The organism is Suilimivivens sp. (genome assembly GCF_037359455.1).
In the GTDB taxonomy this organism is placed as follows: Bacteria; Bacillota; Clostridia; order Lachnospirales; family Lachnospiraceae; genus Suilimivivens; species Suilimivivens aceti.
Window position 1 is genome coordinate 1 of record NZ_JAXXXI010000039.1, and the last position, 15608, is coordinate 15608.

Below are 15608 nucleotides of genomic sequence, written 5' to 3' on the forward strand. Positions count from 1 at the left end.
GAATGAACAATACCGCAACCAACACCGCCACTTGCCCGACTGTCAGAAAGCAGATCGGCAAGACCACCTATATCGTCCGTGTCCATTTCAGCGAGACCGCCAAGGAGACGATGGAGGACAAAATCAAGCGTATGCTCCGTGAGGAAGTCCGCAAAATGTGACTTCTTTGTGAATTTGATGAAAAAGTCCTTGACTTTTCGTCTCTGGATCTGCCAATCAGTATTTTGTTTTCAATAAACATCGTTTCCCCTCCCGATAAAGTGTAGTCTGCATATAATGCTTAGCTCAGCTCAGACAGACCCGTATACAGCTCATAATAGCGTCCCTTCTGTACAAGCAGATCCTCATGGTCACCACGTTCAATGATCTCGCCATTCTCCAGTACCATGATGGCATTTGCATTTCTTACGGTAGAAAGTCTGTGTGCGATCACAAGGGTGGTTCTCTGTGCCATCAGTCTGTCCATTCCCTTTTCAATATGCTTCTCAGTTCTGGTATCAACAGAGCTGGTTGCCTCATCCAGGATCAGGATCGGTGCTTTGGAAATGGCAGCTCTTGCAATATTAATAAGCTGTCTCTGTCCCTGGCTTAGGTTTGCGCCATCTCCTTCCAGCAAGGTATCATATCCATTTTCCAGGCGCATGATAAAGGAATGGGCACTGGCCGTCTTCGCAGCCTGCTCTACCTCTTCATCTGTGGCATCCAGCCGTCCATAACGGATATTTTCTCTCACTGTTCCGGTAAAGAGGTGTGTATCCTGCAGCACCATGGCGATACTTCTTCTCAGGTCATCTCTCCTGATCGCTGTTACTGGAATGCCATCAACAGTGATACTGCCTTCGTTAATATCATAGAAGCGGTTGATCAGATTGGTAATCGTCGTTTTTCCTGCCCCTGTAGATCCTACAAAGGCAATCTTCTGTCCCGGCTTTGCATACAGGGACACATGCTTTAAGATCGTTTTGTCCGGATTGTAGCCAAAGGTTACATCTTCCAGGGTAACGGCACCGTTTACCTTCTTATAATAATACTCTGCATCCTCGCGCAGAATATCTGTCATGATCCTCTGATCCTTTGCTGCTGCATTCGTCTTAGGGATCACATAGCAGAAGCCTTCTTCCTCTTCTCTGATGGCAATGGCATCCGCCGCATCTTCTGCTTCCGGTGCTTCATCCATTACTGCAAAAACTCTCTCTGCGCCTGCCAGTGCGGAAAAGATCGTGTTGACCTGCATAGCGATCTCATTCAGCGGTCTTGAGAACTGTCTGGAATAGTTTACAAACACAGTCAGTCCACCGATATCAAAGCCACGCAGTACACAGAGGATACCACCGATACACGCTGTCAGGGAGTAGCTCACCTGTCCCATATTTCCCATCACAGGTCCCATGATACCACCAAAAAACTGTGCTTTGATCTGTTTTCCCCGAAGATCAGTGTTCAGGTAATCGAACTCCTCCTTTGCCTCTTCCTCGTGGCAGAATACCTTGACAACCTTCTGTCCGGTTACAGTCTCTTCAATATAACCGTTCAGGGTACCAAGTGCAGCCTGCTGTGCACGGTAATACTTCCGGCTCATGCTTCCGATCTTCTTTACTGCCTGCAGCATCAGAGGGATCATCACAACTGTGATCAGTGTCAGCCATACATTGGTATACAGCATCAGGCTGAAGGTTCCGATGATACTGATCAGACCGGAGATCATCTGTACTACAGTATTATTCAACATTTCCCCTACTGCATCCACATCATTGGTGAAACGGCTCATCAGATCGCCGTGGTTATTGGTATCGTAATATCTGACCGGCAGCTTCTGCATCTTCTGGAACAGCTCATTACGCAGTTTCTGGATCGCATTCTGGGAAATACCGATCATGATCTTCTGCTGCATATATTGCGCCAGTGTTCCGACCAGATAGATCATAAGCATCACAAGGACACCCTTTAGCAGAAATGCCACGCTTCCGTTCTCAGACGTCAGTCCATTGATGATAGGGCGGAGCATATAGGAGCCTGCCAGGTTTGCTGCTGTTCCTGCGATCACACAGAAAAATACAAGAAACAGCTTTCCCTTTTCGTGGGCAATGTAGGAAAGCAGCCTTCCTATTGTCTTTTTCAGGTTCTTTGGCTTTCCGCCCATTCCCTGTCTGGCTCCATTCCGTCCATCTCTCCGTCCGCCGGGTACGCCCCCTGGCATACCGCCCGGCGTTTCGTCATTCTTCGGATTTAAGCGGCTTTCATATTTTTTCTTCAGATATTCAAGCTTTTCTTCTCTCACTGTCCGCTCGCCTCCTTATCCATCTGTGAATAATAAATCTCCTGGTAAGCCTCGCAGGTCTTAAGCAGCTCCTCATGCGTACCCTTTCCCACGATCTCACCTTCATCCAGCACAAGGATCTCATCCGCTTCCATGACAGAAGTGATCCTCTGTGCGATAATGATCTTTGTTGTTTCCTTTAAAAGTCCGGAGAAGCTTTCTCTGATCTTTGCTTCTGTTGCCGTATCTACCGCACTGGTAGAATCATCCAGGATCAGGATCTTCGGCTTCTTAAGAAGTGCTCTTGCGATACAGAGTCTCTGCTTCTGACCGCCGGATACATTGACACCGCCCTGTCCAAGCTCTGTTTCATAGCCTTCTGTAAAGTCTCTGACAAAGCCTGCCTGCGCAGCTGCTGCCGCCTTTTCCACCTCTTCCTCAGAAGCATTTTCATCTCCCCACATGAGATTTTCACGGATCGTTCCTGAGAAAAGGACATTCTTCTGCAGTACCATTCCAACGCCCTCTCTCAAATGCTCCAGCGAGTACTCTTTGACATTGACCCCGTCAACCAGAACTTCTCCTTCATCCGGATCATAAAGCCTTGGGATCATCTGTACCAGTGTGGTCTTGCCGCTTCCCGTAGAGCCAATGATGCCAAGGATCTTCCCACTGTCTATTTTGAAATTGATATGGGAAAGGACAGGCTCCTTGTTTTCTTTATAATAACGGAAGGAAACATCCTTAAACTCTACAGTTCCATTCTCTACCCTCTTATCCTTCTGAGCGCTGTTTTCATCTGTCAGATCAATCCTGGCATCCAGCACCTCTGTGATCCTGTGCAGGGATGCCATTGCCCTTGAGCTCTGCAGAAGCACCATGGCAAGCATCATCAGGGACATCAATATCTGTACAATATAAGTAGTAAAGGCTGTCAGGTCACCGACCGGCATCCTGCCGACAAGGATCTGCTTTCCGCCAAACCATACCACACCAAGAGTCGTCAGGTTCATCATCAGCATCATGATCGGCATATTCAGGATCACTACATTAAAGGCACTTAAGCTGGATTTCTTCAGATCCTCATTGGCCCTTGAAAACTTCTCCTCCTCATAATCTCCCCTGACAAAGGACTTGATCACACGGACATTTGTCAGCATCTCCTGGATCGTGGAATTCAGCGTATCCAGCTTTTTCTGCATGATGGTAAATCTGGGAAATGCTGTTTTGATCACAATTCCGATCAGGATCACAAGGATCGGGATCACTACAAGGATCACTGCTGCCAGCTCTCTGTTCATCATAAATGCCATGATCAGCGCCCCGATCAGCATACCAGGCGCCCGGAGCATCATACGGAGCGCCATATTGATCAGGTTCTGTACCTGGGTTACATCGTTGGTCAGTCTGGTTACCAGTGAACCGGTATTGTACTGATCCAGATTGGCGAAGGAAAATTTCTGTACCTTCTCAAAGGTATCCTTCCTGATATCTGCTGCAAAGCTGATCGCCGCCTTGGCCGCAAAGTAAGCACCGCCGATTCCTCCTGCCATCATCAGAAGAGCAGTCACTACCATGACAATCCCCATAGTGATGATATAGGGTACATCCTGGTTTGCTGCTCCAATATTAATGATATTTGCCATAAACTTCGGCAAAAGCACCTCTCCGATGACTTCCACGATCATCAGCAGAGGTCCGCATATAAATGCCGGTAAATACGGCTTTATATACTTCCAGTATCTTTTCATTCTTCCATCTCCTCTTTTTTCTTATCCTGAAGCTCCTGCAGGTGCACATCTGAACCATGCGTTGCTGTCATTTGGGTGCTCACCGCCAGTTCCGTTCCCTGCTGCCTCTTCTCTCATTCACCATGATCCAGGCTCTGATAATAGGCTTCTCCGTTCTGCTGCATCCTTGTCAGCAGTCCGTTCAGTTCCTGAATTTCCTGTTCCGAAAAACCCTTCAGCATATTTTCATCAATCTCCCGGAAATATTCCACACTTCTGCGGATCATATCCTGCCCTTTTTCAGTGATCACAATCTGGTTCACACGGTTATCCCTGCTGTCGCACTGCCTGCTGATATAACCGGTCTTTTCCAGCTTCTTCAGGGATACTGCAACGGCCGCCGGTGAGATTTCCAGCTTTTCTGCCAGCTCTGTCTGGGAACAGTCCTGATGATTTCCAAGTGTCATAAGCAGCTTATGCTGGCTTCTGAACACACCTGTTCCAGCCACCTTCTTTTCCACACAGCGTCTCATATTTCTGTTGATTGTCTGAAGCAGACATATGCTCCTGCTCCGATCGTCTTTCACGTTACATACCTCCCTTCTTATAATTAATTATTTAATATTTAACTAATTAACTTTTGATATTATACGCAGGATAAATATCAGATGTCAAACAGATTCCACTTTTTTTATAATTCTTTAGAATCTGTTTATATTTGACCTTTCCATCTGACTTATCCTTGCAGCAGCTGTGATGTCAGATACAGCACCAGTAAATGAATGGGATAAAAAAGATAAAAGAAATATTTGACCTTAAGTCCGCGCCTGCCATGATAGAAAGCGATCAGGACAAAGGCTGCAAGAGCTGTTGGCTCATAGAGAAATGAGAGAGCGCCCATCATGAGCTGCTGACGCCTCTGATATCGAAACATGTAAAGAATATATATGGAGATCACACCATAAAAGCTATAGTCACTGTGGATCAGATATGCTGCACCCACCGCCAACAAAAGAGCAAGCAGCCTGTAAACAGCCTTCCGAGCTTCACCCGCTTCACTCTCCGCCACGCACCTGGTAACCGCCATTAACAGGAAACCAAGAAACAGGGTAACAAAAACATTACAGCCCTCCATGGAAAACACCTTTCCATAACGGAACAGATCGAAGGGGATCTCCGAAAGGAAAGCAAACAAAAGCAGCCTCAGCCCATACCTCTTCCTGCACCCTGTCTTCTGAAACCCTTCTACCAGAAGGAAACAGAAGATCGGAAAAGCCACCCGTCCGATCCACATACGCCCGATTTCATAAATATCTGTTCCCTGCTCCGCAAACAGATAGCACCAGTGATCCACAATCATGGACAGCACAGCTATGACCTTCAGGGTACTGCCGCTGAGTCCCATTCCCTGTGCTGTCTCTATCAGCGATTTTCCTCTGCTCTGTTTATTTTCTTCCATTTATTCTGTAATAACCCACCTTTTCTTGCAACTGGTATTATTAAAAAGTTTTCATCTGGCACTTTTTTAAATACCAGATTCTATTATACTGAGCATCATAAGAAATATATATCACAATTTACTGGAGGAATCTATTATGAAAAATCAAACAGCCCTGAAAATTGCGTTTACTGGCCTTTTGGCCGCACTGTCCTATGTAGTATTCACTTTTCTGCAGATCAAGATCCCTCTGCCCGGCGGTGATGCTACTTCCATCCATCTCGGCAATGCCGTATGTGTTCTCGGCGCTCTCCTGATCGGTGGATTTTATGGCGGACTTGGCGGTGCCATCGGTATGACTATTGGTGATCTTCTGGATCCTGTTTATATCGTATATGCTCCCAAAACCTTCCTTTTAAAGCTCTGCATCGGTCTGATCACTGGTCTTGTGGCACATAAGATCGGCAGGATTTCCATTGAAACCGATAAGAAGAAGGTACTGAAGTGGACCATTTTAGCTTCCGTTGCCGGACTTCTTTTCAATGTGATCTTTGATCCCCTGATCGGTTACTTCTATAAGCTTCTGATCCTTGGAAAGCCCGCTGCCGAGCTGACTCTTGCCTGGAATGTAACTGCTACCTCCATCAATGCCGTTACTTCCACGATCGTATCTGTACTGATTTATATGGCGCTCCGTCCTGCCCTCAAGAAGGCCGGACTGTTCTTCACCCTTTCCAAGGAAAAGAACGACTGATCATCCATATGCCGGCTCTGATTATTCTCCTGCAAAGGTTATGCTGATGCTGCCCATACTGCAGTCTACAGAATATTCACTGCCGGTACCATTATCAATATACCTTTCTATTGCCAGCATGGAGCTGGTATGGTCTCCAATCCTTACCTCTCCTGCTGCACAGCGGACACTGTAGCTGTGATCACTTTCTTTTCCGGAAAGCTTCATGACAATCTCTCCCATAGCACAGTCTGCTTCCAGTTCTTCCGGCGCTTTTCCTTCATAGCTGAAGCTTCCAACCCCTACAGAGACCTCTATATCCTTCACGTCCATCTTTTCTGCTTCCAGAGAGCCAGCGCCGGCTTTCATACTTATTTCCTTTGCTGCCACCTGGCTCATAATGACTTCCCCTGCTCCTGCTTCTATACTGATCTCATCTGCCTTAAGGTCATAGATCTCAGCCTGCCCTACTCCTGTCTTCAGATCCACTTCAGAAAACTTTCTTCCCTCCGGTATGGTGATCACAATCTCCGGAGCTCTTCTATTTCCAGAAATGAGCCAGAATTTTCTCTGATACCCCTTTACTGTCAGCTCATCTCCATCCATCTCACATTTGATCCTTGCATTTCCCGTATAGGAAACCCGGATCTGTTCCTGCTCCATTTGCTCTTCCCTCACAACAAGCCTGCAGGCTCCCACATCAACCGCCAGCTGATCCACATTCTCTGCGATAAAGACCTCTGTATTATTCAGCATATTTTCATCTCCTGTTGTATTTCCGGTCTCACCCATATCATCTGTCATATCCCAGTGATCAATGATTTCCAAGTCTACGGCTTCATTCTTCAATATCCCATATGCTTCGTGAATACCGGCAGCACCTCCGGCCGCAGTAAGGATAAGCCCCGTCCCGATCAGACAGGCTGCCGTGATAAGACTCCCTTTATAAAACTTTCTCATGCCCTGCACTCCTCCTTCTTTCCTGTTATCTTTTTCCACAATGCCCTGCATCCTCTGATAAGTGCCGGAATGCCTTCCCGGAAGATCAGCACAGTAAGGATCATAAACAATACACCAAGTCCGGCACACAGAAGTCCGCCGCCGATCAGACCAATTCCAATCAATGGTGTTTCAAAAAGGGCAGCAATTCCAAACACTACAAGACCAGCTGCTGCTGCATATAAAGCCACCATGGCTGCCGCGATACCGATCACAATACCAAAGATCCCTGCAATAATACCAACCAGTACACCTAATGCCCCACCGCCGATTCCAAAAATAGCCGGTGATAAAACAACACAGGCAATCACGATCAGCACGATCGCCCAGGTCGGAAGCCCATCCTTTTCTTTTCCGCCTTCTGTTTCTCCTTCTGCAAAGCTGCCTGTATTTTGAGCCGCTCTATTCTGACTCCCCCTGCAGGTTCCCTGTTCCTCTTCCTGCCCTGCTTCACGGCTGCCTTCCACCTTCTCTGACTGAATGATCTCATTCTGTCGTGCTGCCTTCTGCTGGCTGGCAAATCCGTTTTCGGTAAATTCTCCCTTATCCGGGTCATCCATAAGTCCTGACCTGACGATCTCCGCTACCTCCTCCGGAGAGCCAAGCGCCTGGATCACTTCCTTCTCATTTTCCCTGCCTGCATCATTAAAATAATCATTATAATACTGAAGGGCTTCTTCCCTTTCACTGGGTGATATATCGGAAAGCAGCTCCTCCAGTTTTCTCATAAACTCCCATCTGCCCATTACTTTACTCCTCCCTCGAAAATACTATTAATTCTGGCCGCATAACGGTACCATTCGCTCTCATACAGATTTAACTGACTTCTTCCCTTTTCGGTTACCTTGTAATATCTCCGGTTCCGTCCTGCGCATTCCATGTCGTAAACCTCCAGACATTCATCCTTCTGCAGCCTCCGCAGTACCGGATAAAGCGTTGACTCTGACAATTCAATAACCTGCCTTACTTCCTGCGTGATCTTATAGCCATAAGCCCCTTCTGCCGATCTTGAAACAACAGCCAGTACAATGGCATCCAGAAGCGCTGCTCCTGTATTAAAAACCATATGCCCTCTCTCCTTTCCCCATGCTTTGATGCAGCTTACCGTTCTCTTCCTCACTTCAGTTTCCTGCAGCAGCAATCATATATATTTTTATAATATTATATATCATATAATATATTTTCTATTTCATACTATACGATATATAATATTGTTTTGTCAACAGCTTATATAAAAAAGAATCCTGCTTGCAGGATTCTCCGCCTGCGGCGGGTCGCTCCATGCGACATCTACCCTTCCGCCGCAGTGCGGTCCTGCCCGGAGGTTTTTTTATGTCATTGGAACATTACGGAGTAATTTCCTATGACATAAAAAACAGGTTCCCGAAATCATATCCTGATCTCCGGAAACCCGTTTTCCTAAATTTCAATCCACTATCTTAGCATTTGGATAGATCCGCTCCATTCTTTCGTCTCCGAAATGCTCATCCAGAAAGCTCTCGACTTCATTCTGTGCCTGTTTTCCTGTTGTGTTCCGCTCTGTGTATCTGGCCAGTGCCATTGCTGACAGCAGGCAGTCAAAAATCATAAATACCAGCATTACTGTACAGATGATCTTACCTGCTTTCATGGGAATCTTCTCAATCCAGGCAGAAAGTCTCGGGTACAGCAGCTTCATCCATACAACTGCCGCAATTCCCCAAAAGAAACAGTAGAGCAGATTAATCCTGCCTCCCAGATTAAAGGCAAATTTGCTGTAATCCCAAAATACCGTTCCAAATACAAGCTCCGTAAACACACTGCAGATATATTCATAGACACCGCCAAGAAGTGTTCCTGCAATAAATATATAGGAATCGTTCTTATTCCTTATCCGGTAAAGGATCGCTGTCAGAAACGCACAGCCAAGTCCCCATACGATACTGAAGGAACCATATACAACACTGCTCCTGCTCATCAGTTTTCCTGCTGTGATCAGGCAAAAAATTGTTTCCGTAATATCTCCGAGGAATGCACCGATAAAAAACAGGCTGACCAGCTTATAAAAGCTGCATCCCTCAGCAAATACAGTTTCCTTTTCCTTCGTTCTCTTCTGTCTCTTGATCTTCGGTATTTCCAGCATCGGAAATGCCTTGTCCATACGCTTCTGTATCCGTCTGGTAATAGCATTTTCCAGAAGCTTTGATACCTGGCTGACACCCTCCGTAAACTCTGCTAGCTGAACCTGCTTCTTCTGCAGACCACGGATCGCCAGCGTGGTTCCCACTGTATCAAGCACAAGAACCACCGTAAGGGCGATCATAATGATCACTATCAGAAGCTTTGGCATGATACCAAGAAGCTTAACCAGCAGTGGATTCAGGAACATATTTAAAATGACCGCACAACCACCCCAGATCAGGGAAAAAGGCAGACACACATATCCTTCATAGTTCCACTTAATATCAGAGTAGTCCCACCATTTTCTATGGAACAGCTTTTCAAGCAGCGCCCCTGTCGTAAATTCCAGTATGGAGGCCAGAATAGCACCTGCCAGAAACAGGAAGAAAGGAGCCTCTTTAAGCTCCGGCAAAAATATAGCAAATAACACTGCACCTGATCCATAAATCGGACACAAAGGTCCATTTACAAATCCCCTGTTTACAAACTTCCGCTTCTGGATGGCTGCACAACAGACCTCGATACACCATCCTGCAAAAGAATAAATAAAAAAGAAAAAAGCAAGCTGATAAACTGTGTATTCCATTCTGTCTCCTCTGGCCTTCCTATTACTTCATACAGGAAAGAGCCTCCTTTACTGTAAGTATGCTTCCTGCCACTACGCTATTCTTCTGATCAAAGGTGAGCTCCTTTCCTTCCTGTGTGACAGCTTTTCCTCCTGCCTCCGCCAGGATCAGGCAGCCAGCCGCATAATCCCAGGGACTGAGCATCAGTTCAAAATAAAGTCCGGCTCTACCACAAGCTACATCACACAGATCAATGGCTGCTGATCCACTTCGTCTGATATCAGGACATTTTTGAAACAGTGCATAGCAGATCCGGAACGTCCTTTCATAAAGCTCCTGATCATATGGGGATGTTCCAAACAGGACAAGCTGCTCTGACAGACCTTCATCTGCTACATGGATCCTGTTTCCGTTCAGAAATGCTCCCTTACCCCTGATGGCACTGAATACTTCACCGGCATAGGGATTATATACAATTCCGGCACAGGGCACCCCCTCCTTAAGAAGTCCGACTGAAATGGCACTCCTGCGGTATCCCTTCATGAAATTCATAGTGCCATCAATAGGGTCAATGATAAAGGCATAGCCATTTTTGACATCCGGATGGCTTTCCTCCTCTTCTCCTGCAAAAACAGCTTCCGGCAAAAGCTCTCCCAGTCTTTCAAACAAAAATGCCTGTACTTTCTTATCATATGCTGTGACAAAATTACCCTTGCCCTCCTTGGCTGTCACCGTCTCTCCGATATGCCGGGCGGAGAGAATAATCTCTCCGCCCTCCTTTATGATACGGATCATCTGATCCATCAGTCCTTCACTGATCACTGTTCCTGACCCCATTTTTCCTTCCAATTACTGTCTTTTCTCTGAATCCCTGATCCTCTCTTGCGGTATCCCGGCTCCCGTCTAACGCTCCATTTTCCAGAAATAAGCGCTGTACGGAGGCAGTTCACTTCCTCCACCAAAATCATGGTTCTGTCCCGTGATCAGATCAACAGCCGTACCGCATCCTGCATCAAAATGCGCCGTAAACGGTTCCCCATCTGCATTGATCGCTACCAGTACTCTTTCTCCATCCGTCTTTCTTTCAAAGATACACTGTCTGTTTGTCAGCAGCACAGATCTGAAATCCCCATAATTCAATGCAGCAGAATGCTTCTTTGCCTCTGCCAGCCTGGAAATCCACTCTGACAGCTCATTAAATACCGGGGCATCAAAGCACCTGCGCAGTGCCGGATCCCCTTCACTCTTGTCTGCCTTCTCTCCCCATTCACTTCCATAATAGACACAGGGGATTCCCGGCATACCAAAGCAGAGTGCATAGATCAGTGGCAGATGCTTATCATTCTGCAGAATACTTGCCACTCTTGTCACATCATGATTATCTACAAAGGAAAGCAGATGTTTTCCCTTATAAAGGGTCCAGTTTTCCGGACCGAACTGTCTTAAAAGAGAATGAATGATCTCAAACATATTCATGCTGTTAAAGCTGGAGTACAATCCCTTATAACATTCATAATTGGTAGCAGAATGCAGCATGGCATCATTCATCAGTCTGTTATAATCTCCATGCAGCATCTCCCCAAGCAGGAAGAAATCCTGTTTCTGGCTGTCGGTAAAGCTGCGCAGCCTTCTGACAAAGTTCTCATCCAGGCAATATGCCACATCCAGCCGAAGTCCGTCAATATCAAAGGTATCGATCCAGTACTTCACTGCGTCCAGGATGTGCTCCACTACTTCATTATTCTGCAGGTTCAGCTTCACAAGATCATAATTGCCTTCCCAACCCTCATACCAAAGTCCGTCATTATAACCTGAATTACCCGAAAGATTGATGTGAAACCAGTTCAGATAAGGAGAATTCTCCCTGTTTTTAATAACGTCCTGAAACTGATAGAACCCCCTTCCCACGTGATTGAATACGCCATCCAGCACAACCCTGATCCCATTTTCATGCAGCTTGTCGCACACTTCCTTAAAGTCCTCATTGGTTCCAAGCCTGACATCAATTTTCTTATAATCCCTTGTATTGTAGCCATGCGTGTCAGACTCAAAAACAGGTGAAAAATAAATGGCATTGATCCCCAGTCTTTTCATATGAGGAATCCACTCTTCCACCTTTTTGATCCTGTGTGTCAGCACTCCGTCATTTTCAAAGGGTGCTCCGCAAAATCCCAAAGGATAAATCTGATAAAATACACTTTCATAAGCCCACATAATCTGTCTCTCCTTGTCTGTTTTCTATTTTCTCAGCCGGCAGGCATCAGATAACTGCTGACTGCATATACCGTCTGTCCGTTATACTCAAGCTGTGACCAGCCGTTGTCTCCAGTTGCAATCCTCGTCAAAGCCTCTCCATTGTGCAGCTTACCCACGATCGTGTCATCACTTGCCGTACTCGGTTCTGTCCTCAGATTGGTTTCCTGCTTGGCTGTCACCTGATCTCCCACAGGCGTATAGACCGGTCCCTGCGGCGGTGCCTGCTGCCCGGTGTCCTCCATATCTGTTGTCAGATAGCTGGTTACTGCATACAGAGTCTGTCCCTGATAGATCACCCTCGACCAGCCATTATGTCCAACACCGGTCCGTGTCGCTGTATCTCCATGGGTCAGCTTTCCTACGATCGTGTCATCGCTTGCCGTGCTCGGCTCTGTCCTCAGATTGGTTTCCTGCTTGGCTGTCACAGTCTCATTGACCTCTGTAAAATTAATCCCTACCTCAGGATTCACCGTCACCCTCTCTGCAGGAGTATCGTCCTTTGCCTCTGCTTCCTTCGTATAGCTGAAGTAAGCAGTATTTATATCTGTCTTTCCTGAAATTCCATCTACCGTTCCCTGACAGGTATACTGCCACATGGCATAGCTGCCGGAATAGTCAGCCTGCTCTGTCATAACACTTGGATACCAGGCAAGCCAGATCTTATATCTGGATGCAAGGATATCCGTATCCCAGCTTGCATTTCCTGCAAGCTCGTTTCTTGACGCATAGAACATAGGCGTATATCCTGCCGCTGCCACTTCATCAAGGAATGCACAGGCAAGACCTGTACGTTCTGTCTGACTCAGCGCATACTGTCTATTCCCTGCATCCTGAAATCCTTCACAGTTATAGGCTACCGGGTAGGTGATTTTATACTTTGCAATCAGGTCTGTTGTAAACCTGGCTTCTTCTCTGGCTTCCTCCTCCGTCACCGCACTGGAAAAGAAATAAGCCCCAAGCCTGATCCCTGCTGCCTGTGCTTCCTGCAGATTATATCTGGCAGTAGGATCTTCATAAAGCTGCCCTGTACTTTTCGCCCGGTATCCCACACGTACCATGGCAAATTCCACACCGGAAGCCTTCACCTTCGCCCAGTCGATATTTCCCTGATGCTTGGATACATCGACCCCCATGGACTGCTGTCCGGTTTCATCTGCTGACTTTGGCACCGTATTTTCTGCTCCCTTGGTTATCGCCACAGCAATGCCTCCAGCATTTTCGGCTGCTTTCTGCTCCTGTGGATCCTCTTCATCCTCAAGTGCTCCTACCTGCACACTGCCATCTTCCGTTTCACTATCTGCCGCATTCTCCTGCCTGGCAGCTTCCCTTCCGTCTTCCGTTTCACTGCCGGATTCCGCCTGTCCTTCACCGTCCTCCGGAATTTCCTGCTGCAGTGTCTCCACAACAGCATCCCTTTTCCTGACATCATCCTTCATCCGGACAACCAGCACAATCACTATGATTGCAAAAATCAGCAAAATCCCTATGCCAAGGATCAGCATTTTCCCTGACTCACTGATATTTCCGTTTCGTTTCATTTTCTGTTTCTCCCTACCCTGTCACTCAGAATCTATCTGAATCACTCATCTGCTCTTTCCTCAGGAATGAATCTATTTTACCACCATTCGACAGAATATACCAGCTGTTTGACCTTCTGGATTGGAATTTACATAGCAATATGCACAAATCCTTTATTGCCATGTTTTATAAGTATTTATCAACTTTTCCTGCTTCTGGAAATCATTTTAGCTACACGGGACATACCTGTTCTTACTTCTGTTTCGATTCTGCCATACAGTCCTTTCATCCTGTCCGGCAGGTGTCCCCGCACATTGATAACATAATATATTTACCAAGGGAACCGAAGGGGCAATATGTCATCTGTCGGACGCTATACAAAAGGAGCTGGTGCCAATGGTTACATATCAGGATCTGATCCAGTTTGTAATTATGCTTTGCGCAGTTATAACCCTTGTTGTAACTCTTATAAAACGTAAATAAGCGCCCTCGCTCTGGTAAAGTAAGGCGCTTATTTATTACAATTTACTCTGCCGGCGGCTAGGCTTTATCTAGCTTTCGGTTCTCTTGTTAAGTATAGTATACCACCCTTCCCCCGTTAAGCAACAGGAAATTGAAATAATAACATACGCAATTTTATTTTTCTCTTTTACCATACCACCGTCAGCACATGGAAAGAGGGAAAACAAATGCCAGTATTTAAGGACGAAGAACGAAATACTTTTTATGTAAAAACTTACTACACCGACTATACCGGTGCCAAAAAGCAGAAGATGAAGCGGGGCTTCAAGCTGCAGCGAGATGCCAAGGAGTGGGAACAGGACTTTCTATCCAAGCAGTCTGCACAACCCTCCATGCCCTTCCGGGTCCTTGCTGATCTGTACCTAGCGGACAAAAAGGCTCACTGTAAGCTGATCACCTACGAAACAAAGAAAAACCGGATAGATATCTGGATCCTGCCATACTTCAACAGGCAGCCACTTAATTCTATCGACGCAAAGGACATACGGAAGTGGCAATCTGATCTGAAGGAAGCAACAGGGCAGACTGGAAAGCCCCTTTCTCCCGGATATATGCAAAACCTTGTCACAGAATTATCCAGTATTTTCAATTTTGCGATCCGGTTCTATGGCCTGTCTGTAAATCCCTGTGTTATTGCCGGTAATGCCGTTGGTAAGAAGCAGAAAAGCCTTTCATTCTGGACAAAGGACGAATTTTACCGCTTTATACAAACTTTTGAAAAGGATGATCCATGTGCGACTTGTCTATGTGAGTACAGACCGCAAAGGCATGATTTCCTTTGGTAAAACACTTGGCAAATTCCATGCCCAGCCGGTTTGCTTCTTCCGGGGTAATCTCACCGGGGCGGAAGGACCGGCGCACATGATAGGCAATCACATCATCTGCGCCACGCACTCGTCCGGTAGCGGCAATGTACTGCCGCTTTGCCAGAAGGAACTCTGCATCCGCAGTCCGACTGTCACACGCATAGCCGGTAATGAGCTTGCCGTTATCTGTTTTCTGTGGATTTGCTACATAGTCGATGACGTCACTGATCGCCCGACTCTCTGTGCGGCCTTTGCCGACATGAAGCGGCATGATTCTTGTAGTTGCCATAAAAAGCTCTCCTCTCAAAATATTTTCTCTGAACTCTTTGTGCCTATCGTTGAAATAAACTCTCCTTATGGGTATAATATAAAGAAACTACCAATACCTCAAAGGAAGGATTTTATGATAGAACAGCTAATTGCTGAAGCAACCGAATGTGATTTCAAAGTTGCACTTGAAATAAAGAAACCCAAAAGCTGGTTAAAAAGTGTCAGTTCCTTTTCTAATGGAATCGGCGGAACTCTGTTTTTCGGAATCTCTGATGACCGGAAACCTATTGGCTTGTCCGATGTTCAAAAGGATGCTGAGGCGATCAGCCGCTTAATCAAAGAACGAATCACAC

Annotated in this window: 15 protein-coding genes and 1 pseudogene; 4 read left to right on the forward strand and 12 right to left on the reverse strand. The window is 46.4% G+C overall.

Features of this window, described 5'->3' with window-relative positions; all coding sequences use genetic code 11:
- The first annotated feature begins 2 nt into the window (after positions 1 to 2).
- Complete coding sequence (locus tag WJQ40_RS07510; protein WP_002596227.1) at positions 3 to 161, forward strand: transposon-encoded TnpW family protein; 159 nt, start codon at positions 3 to 5, stop codon at positions 159 to 161.
- Positions 162 to 280: 119 nt separating this feature from the next.
- On the opposite strand, the gene WJQ40_RS07515 is transcribed toward WJQ40_RS07510, so the two are convergent.
- The 4 genes from WJQ40_RS07515 to WJQ40_RS07530 form a co-directional block, all read right to left on the reverse strand.
- Entirely contained in the window at positions 281 to 2197 is a 1917-nt protein-coding gene (locus tag WJQ40_RS07515) for an ABC transporter ATP-binding protein (RefSeq protein WP_334307703.1), read from the reverse strand.
- A 77-nt stretch (positions 2198 to 2274) separates the two neighbouring features.
- Positions 2275 to 4008: an ABC transporter ATP-binding protein gene (locus WJQ40_RS07520; RefSeq protein ID WP_118799355.1), complete on the reverse strand. Its 1734-nt coding sequence runs from the start codon at positions 4006 to 4008 to the stop codon at positions 2275 to 2277.
- Between the two features lie 113 nt (positions 4009 to 4121).
- Entirely contained in the window at positions 4122 to 4574 is a 453-nt protein-coding gene (locus WJQ40_RS07525; RefSeq protein ID WP_262575072.1) for a MarR family transcriptional regulator, read from the reverse strand.
- A 149-nt stretch (positions 4575 to 4723) separates the two neighbouring features.
- Positions 4724 to 5446 carry a TraX family protein gene (locus tag WJQ40_RS07530; protein ID WP_337539002.1) on the reverse strand — a complete coding sequence of 241 codons (723 nt, stop codon included), beginning with the start codon at positions 5444 to 5446 and terminating at the stop codon, positions 4724 to 4726.
- 136 nt (positions 5447 to 5582) lie between these two features.
- Between WJQ40_RS07530 and WJQ40_RS07535 the strand changes: the two genes are divergently transcribed.
- A complete protein-coding gene (locus WJQ40_RS07535) occupies positions 5583 to 6179 on the forward strand; it encodes an ECF transporter S component (protein ID WP_118799353.1) in 597 nt (198 codons plus the stop codon).
- Positions 6180 to 6200: 21 nt separating this feature from the next.
- On the opposite strand, the gene WJQ40_RS07540 is transcribed toward WJQ40_RS07535, so the two are convergent.
- The 7 genes from WJQ40_RS07540 to WJQ40_RS07570 all read right to left on the reverse strand — a co-directional run bounded on the left by WJQ40_RS07540 (position 6201) and on the right by WJQ40_RS07570 (position 13677).
- Entirely contained in the window at positions 6201 to 7118 is a 918-nt protein-coding gene (locus tag WJQ40_RS07540; RefSeq protein WP_337539005.1) for a DUF4097 family beta strand repeat-containing protein, read from the reverse strand.
- Positions 7115 to 7903 carry a DUF1700 domain-containing protein gene (locus WJQ40_RS07545; protein ID WP_337539007.1) on the reverse strand — a complete coding sequence of 263 codons (789 nt, stop codon included), beginning with the start codon at positions 7901 to 7903 and terminating at the stop codon, positions 7115 to 7117. The genes WJQ40_RS07540 and WJQ40_RS07545 overlap by 4 nt, the downstream gene beginning before the upstream one ends.
- A complete protein-coding gene (locus WJQ40_RS07550) occupies positions 7903 to 8223 on the reverse strand; it encodes a PadR family transcriptional regulator (RefSeq protein WP_337406007.1) in 321 nt (106 codons plus the stop codon). The genes WJQ40_RS07545 and WJQ40_RS07550 overlap by 1 nt, the downstream gene beginning before the upstream one ends.
- Before the next feature lie 360 nt (positions 8224 to 8583).
- Positions 8584 to 9903, reverse strand: coding sequence for a putative ABC transporter permease (locus WJQ40_RS07555; RefSeq protein WP_337539009.1), 1320 nt, complete (start codon positions 9901 to 9903; stop codon positions 8584 to 8586).
- Positions 9904 to 9925: 22 nt separating this feature from the next.
- Positions 9926 to 10720 (reverse strand): inositol monophosphatase family protein, encoded by a 795-nt coding sequence (locus WJQ40_RS07560; protein WP_118799349.1) that lies wholly within the window; start codon positions 10718 to 10720, stop codon positions 9926 to 9928.
- Between the two features lie 66 nt (positions 10721 to 10786).
- A complete protein-coding gene (locus tag WJQ40_RS07565; RefSeq protein ID WP_118799348.1) occupies positions 10787 to 12097 on the reverse strand; it encodes an alpha-amylase family glycosyl hydrolase in 1311 nt (436 codons plus the stop codon).
- Positions 12098 to 12129: 32 nt separating this feature from the next.
- On the reverse strand, positions 12130 to 13677 hold the full coding sequence (locus WJQ40_RS07570; RefSeq protein WP_337539011.1) for a GH25 family lysozyme: 1548 nt from the start codon (positions 13675 to 13677) through the stop codon (positions 12130 to 12132).
- A gap of 669 nt (positions 13678 to 14346) precedes the next feature.
- Here WJQ40_RS07570 and WJQ40_RS07575 point away from each other — a divergent pair.
- A complete protein-coding gene (locus WJQ40_RS07575) occupies positions 14347 to 14964 on the forward strand; it encodes an Arm DNA-binding domain-containing protein (protein WP_262575080.1) in 618 nt (205 codons plus the stop codon).
- Here WJQ40_RS07575 and WJQ40_RS07580 read toward each other — a convergent pair.
- Positions 14909 to 15274 (reverse strand): annotated as a pseudogene (locus WJQ40_RS07580) (relaxase/mobilization nuclease domain-containing protein); the annotation flags it as partial. The gene WJQ40_RS07575 and the pseudogene WJQ40_RS07580 overlap by 56 nt on opposite strands.
- Positions 15275 to 15388: 114 nt before the next feature.
- Between WJQ40_RS07580 and WJQ40_RS07585 the strand changes: the two are divergent.
- Positions 15389 to 15608 (forward strand): ATP-binding protein (locus WJQ40_RS07585; protein WP_337539013.1); only part of this gene is annotated, 220 nt, incomplete at its 3' end.

Excerpts from the sequence above, each read along its gene's own strand:
- WJQ40_RS07510 (WP_002596227.1), top strand. The coding sequence starts at position 3 with ATGAACAATACCGCAACCAACACCGCCACTTGCCCGACTGTCAGAAAG.
- WJQ40_RS07515 (WP_334307703.1), bottom strand. The coding sequence starts at position 2,197 with ATGCCAGGGGGCGTACCCGGCGGACGGAGAGATGGACGGAATGGAGCC.
- WJQ40_RS07520 (WP_118799355.1), bottom strand. The coding sequence starts at position 4,008 with ATGAAAAGATACTGGAAGTATATAAAGCCGTATTTACCGGCATTTATA.
- WJQ40_RS07530 (WP_337539002.1), bottom strand. The coding sequence starts at position 5,446 with ATGGAAGAAAATAAACAGAGCAGAGGAAAATCGCTGATAGAGACAGCA.
- WJQ40_RS07535 (WP_118799353.1), top strand. The coding sequence starts at position 5,583 with ATGAAAAATCAAACAGCCCTGAAAATTGCGTTTACTGGCCTTTTGGCC.
- WJQ40_RS07540 (WP_337539005.1), bottom strand. The coding sequence starts at position 7,118 with ATGAGAAAGTTTTATAAAGGGAGTCTTATCACGGCAGCCTGTCTGATC.
- WJQ40_RS07545 (WP_337539007.1), bottom strand. The coding sequence starts at position 7,903 with ATGGGCAGATGGGAGTTTATGAGAAAACTGGAGGAGCTGCTTTCCGAT.
- WJQ40_RS07550 (WP_337406007.1), bottom strand. The coding sequence starts at position 8,223 with ATGGTTTTTAATACAGGAGCAGCGCTTCTGGATGCCATTGTACTGGCT.
- WJQ40_RS07555 (WP_337539009.1), bottom strand. The coding sequence starts at position 9,903 with ATGGAATACACAGTTTATCAGCTTGCTTTTTTCTTTTTTATTTATTCT.
- WJQ40_RS07560 (WP_118799349.1), bottom strand. The coding sequence starts at position 10,720 with ATGGGGTCAGGAACAGTGATCAGTGAAGGACTGATGGATCAGATGATC.
- WJQ40_RS07565 (WP_118799348.1), bottom strand. The coding sequence starts at position 12,097 with ATGTGGGCTTATGAAAGTGTATTTTATCAGATTTATCCTTTGGGATTT.
- WJQ40_RS07570 (WP_337539011.1), bottom strand. The coding sequence starts at position 13,677 with ATGAAACGAAACGGAAATATCAGTGAGTCAGGGAAAATGCTGATCCTT.
- WJQ40_RS07575 (WP_262575080.1), top strand. The coding sequence starts at position 14,347 with ATGCCAGTATTTAAGGACGAAGAACGAAATACTTTTTATGTAAAAACT.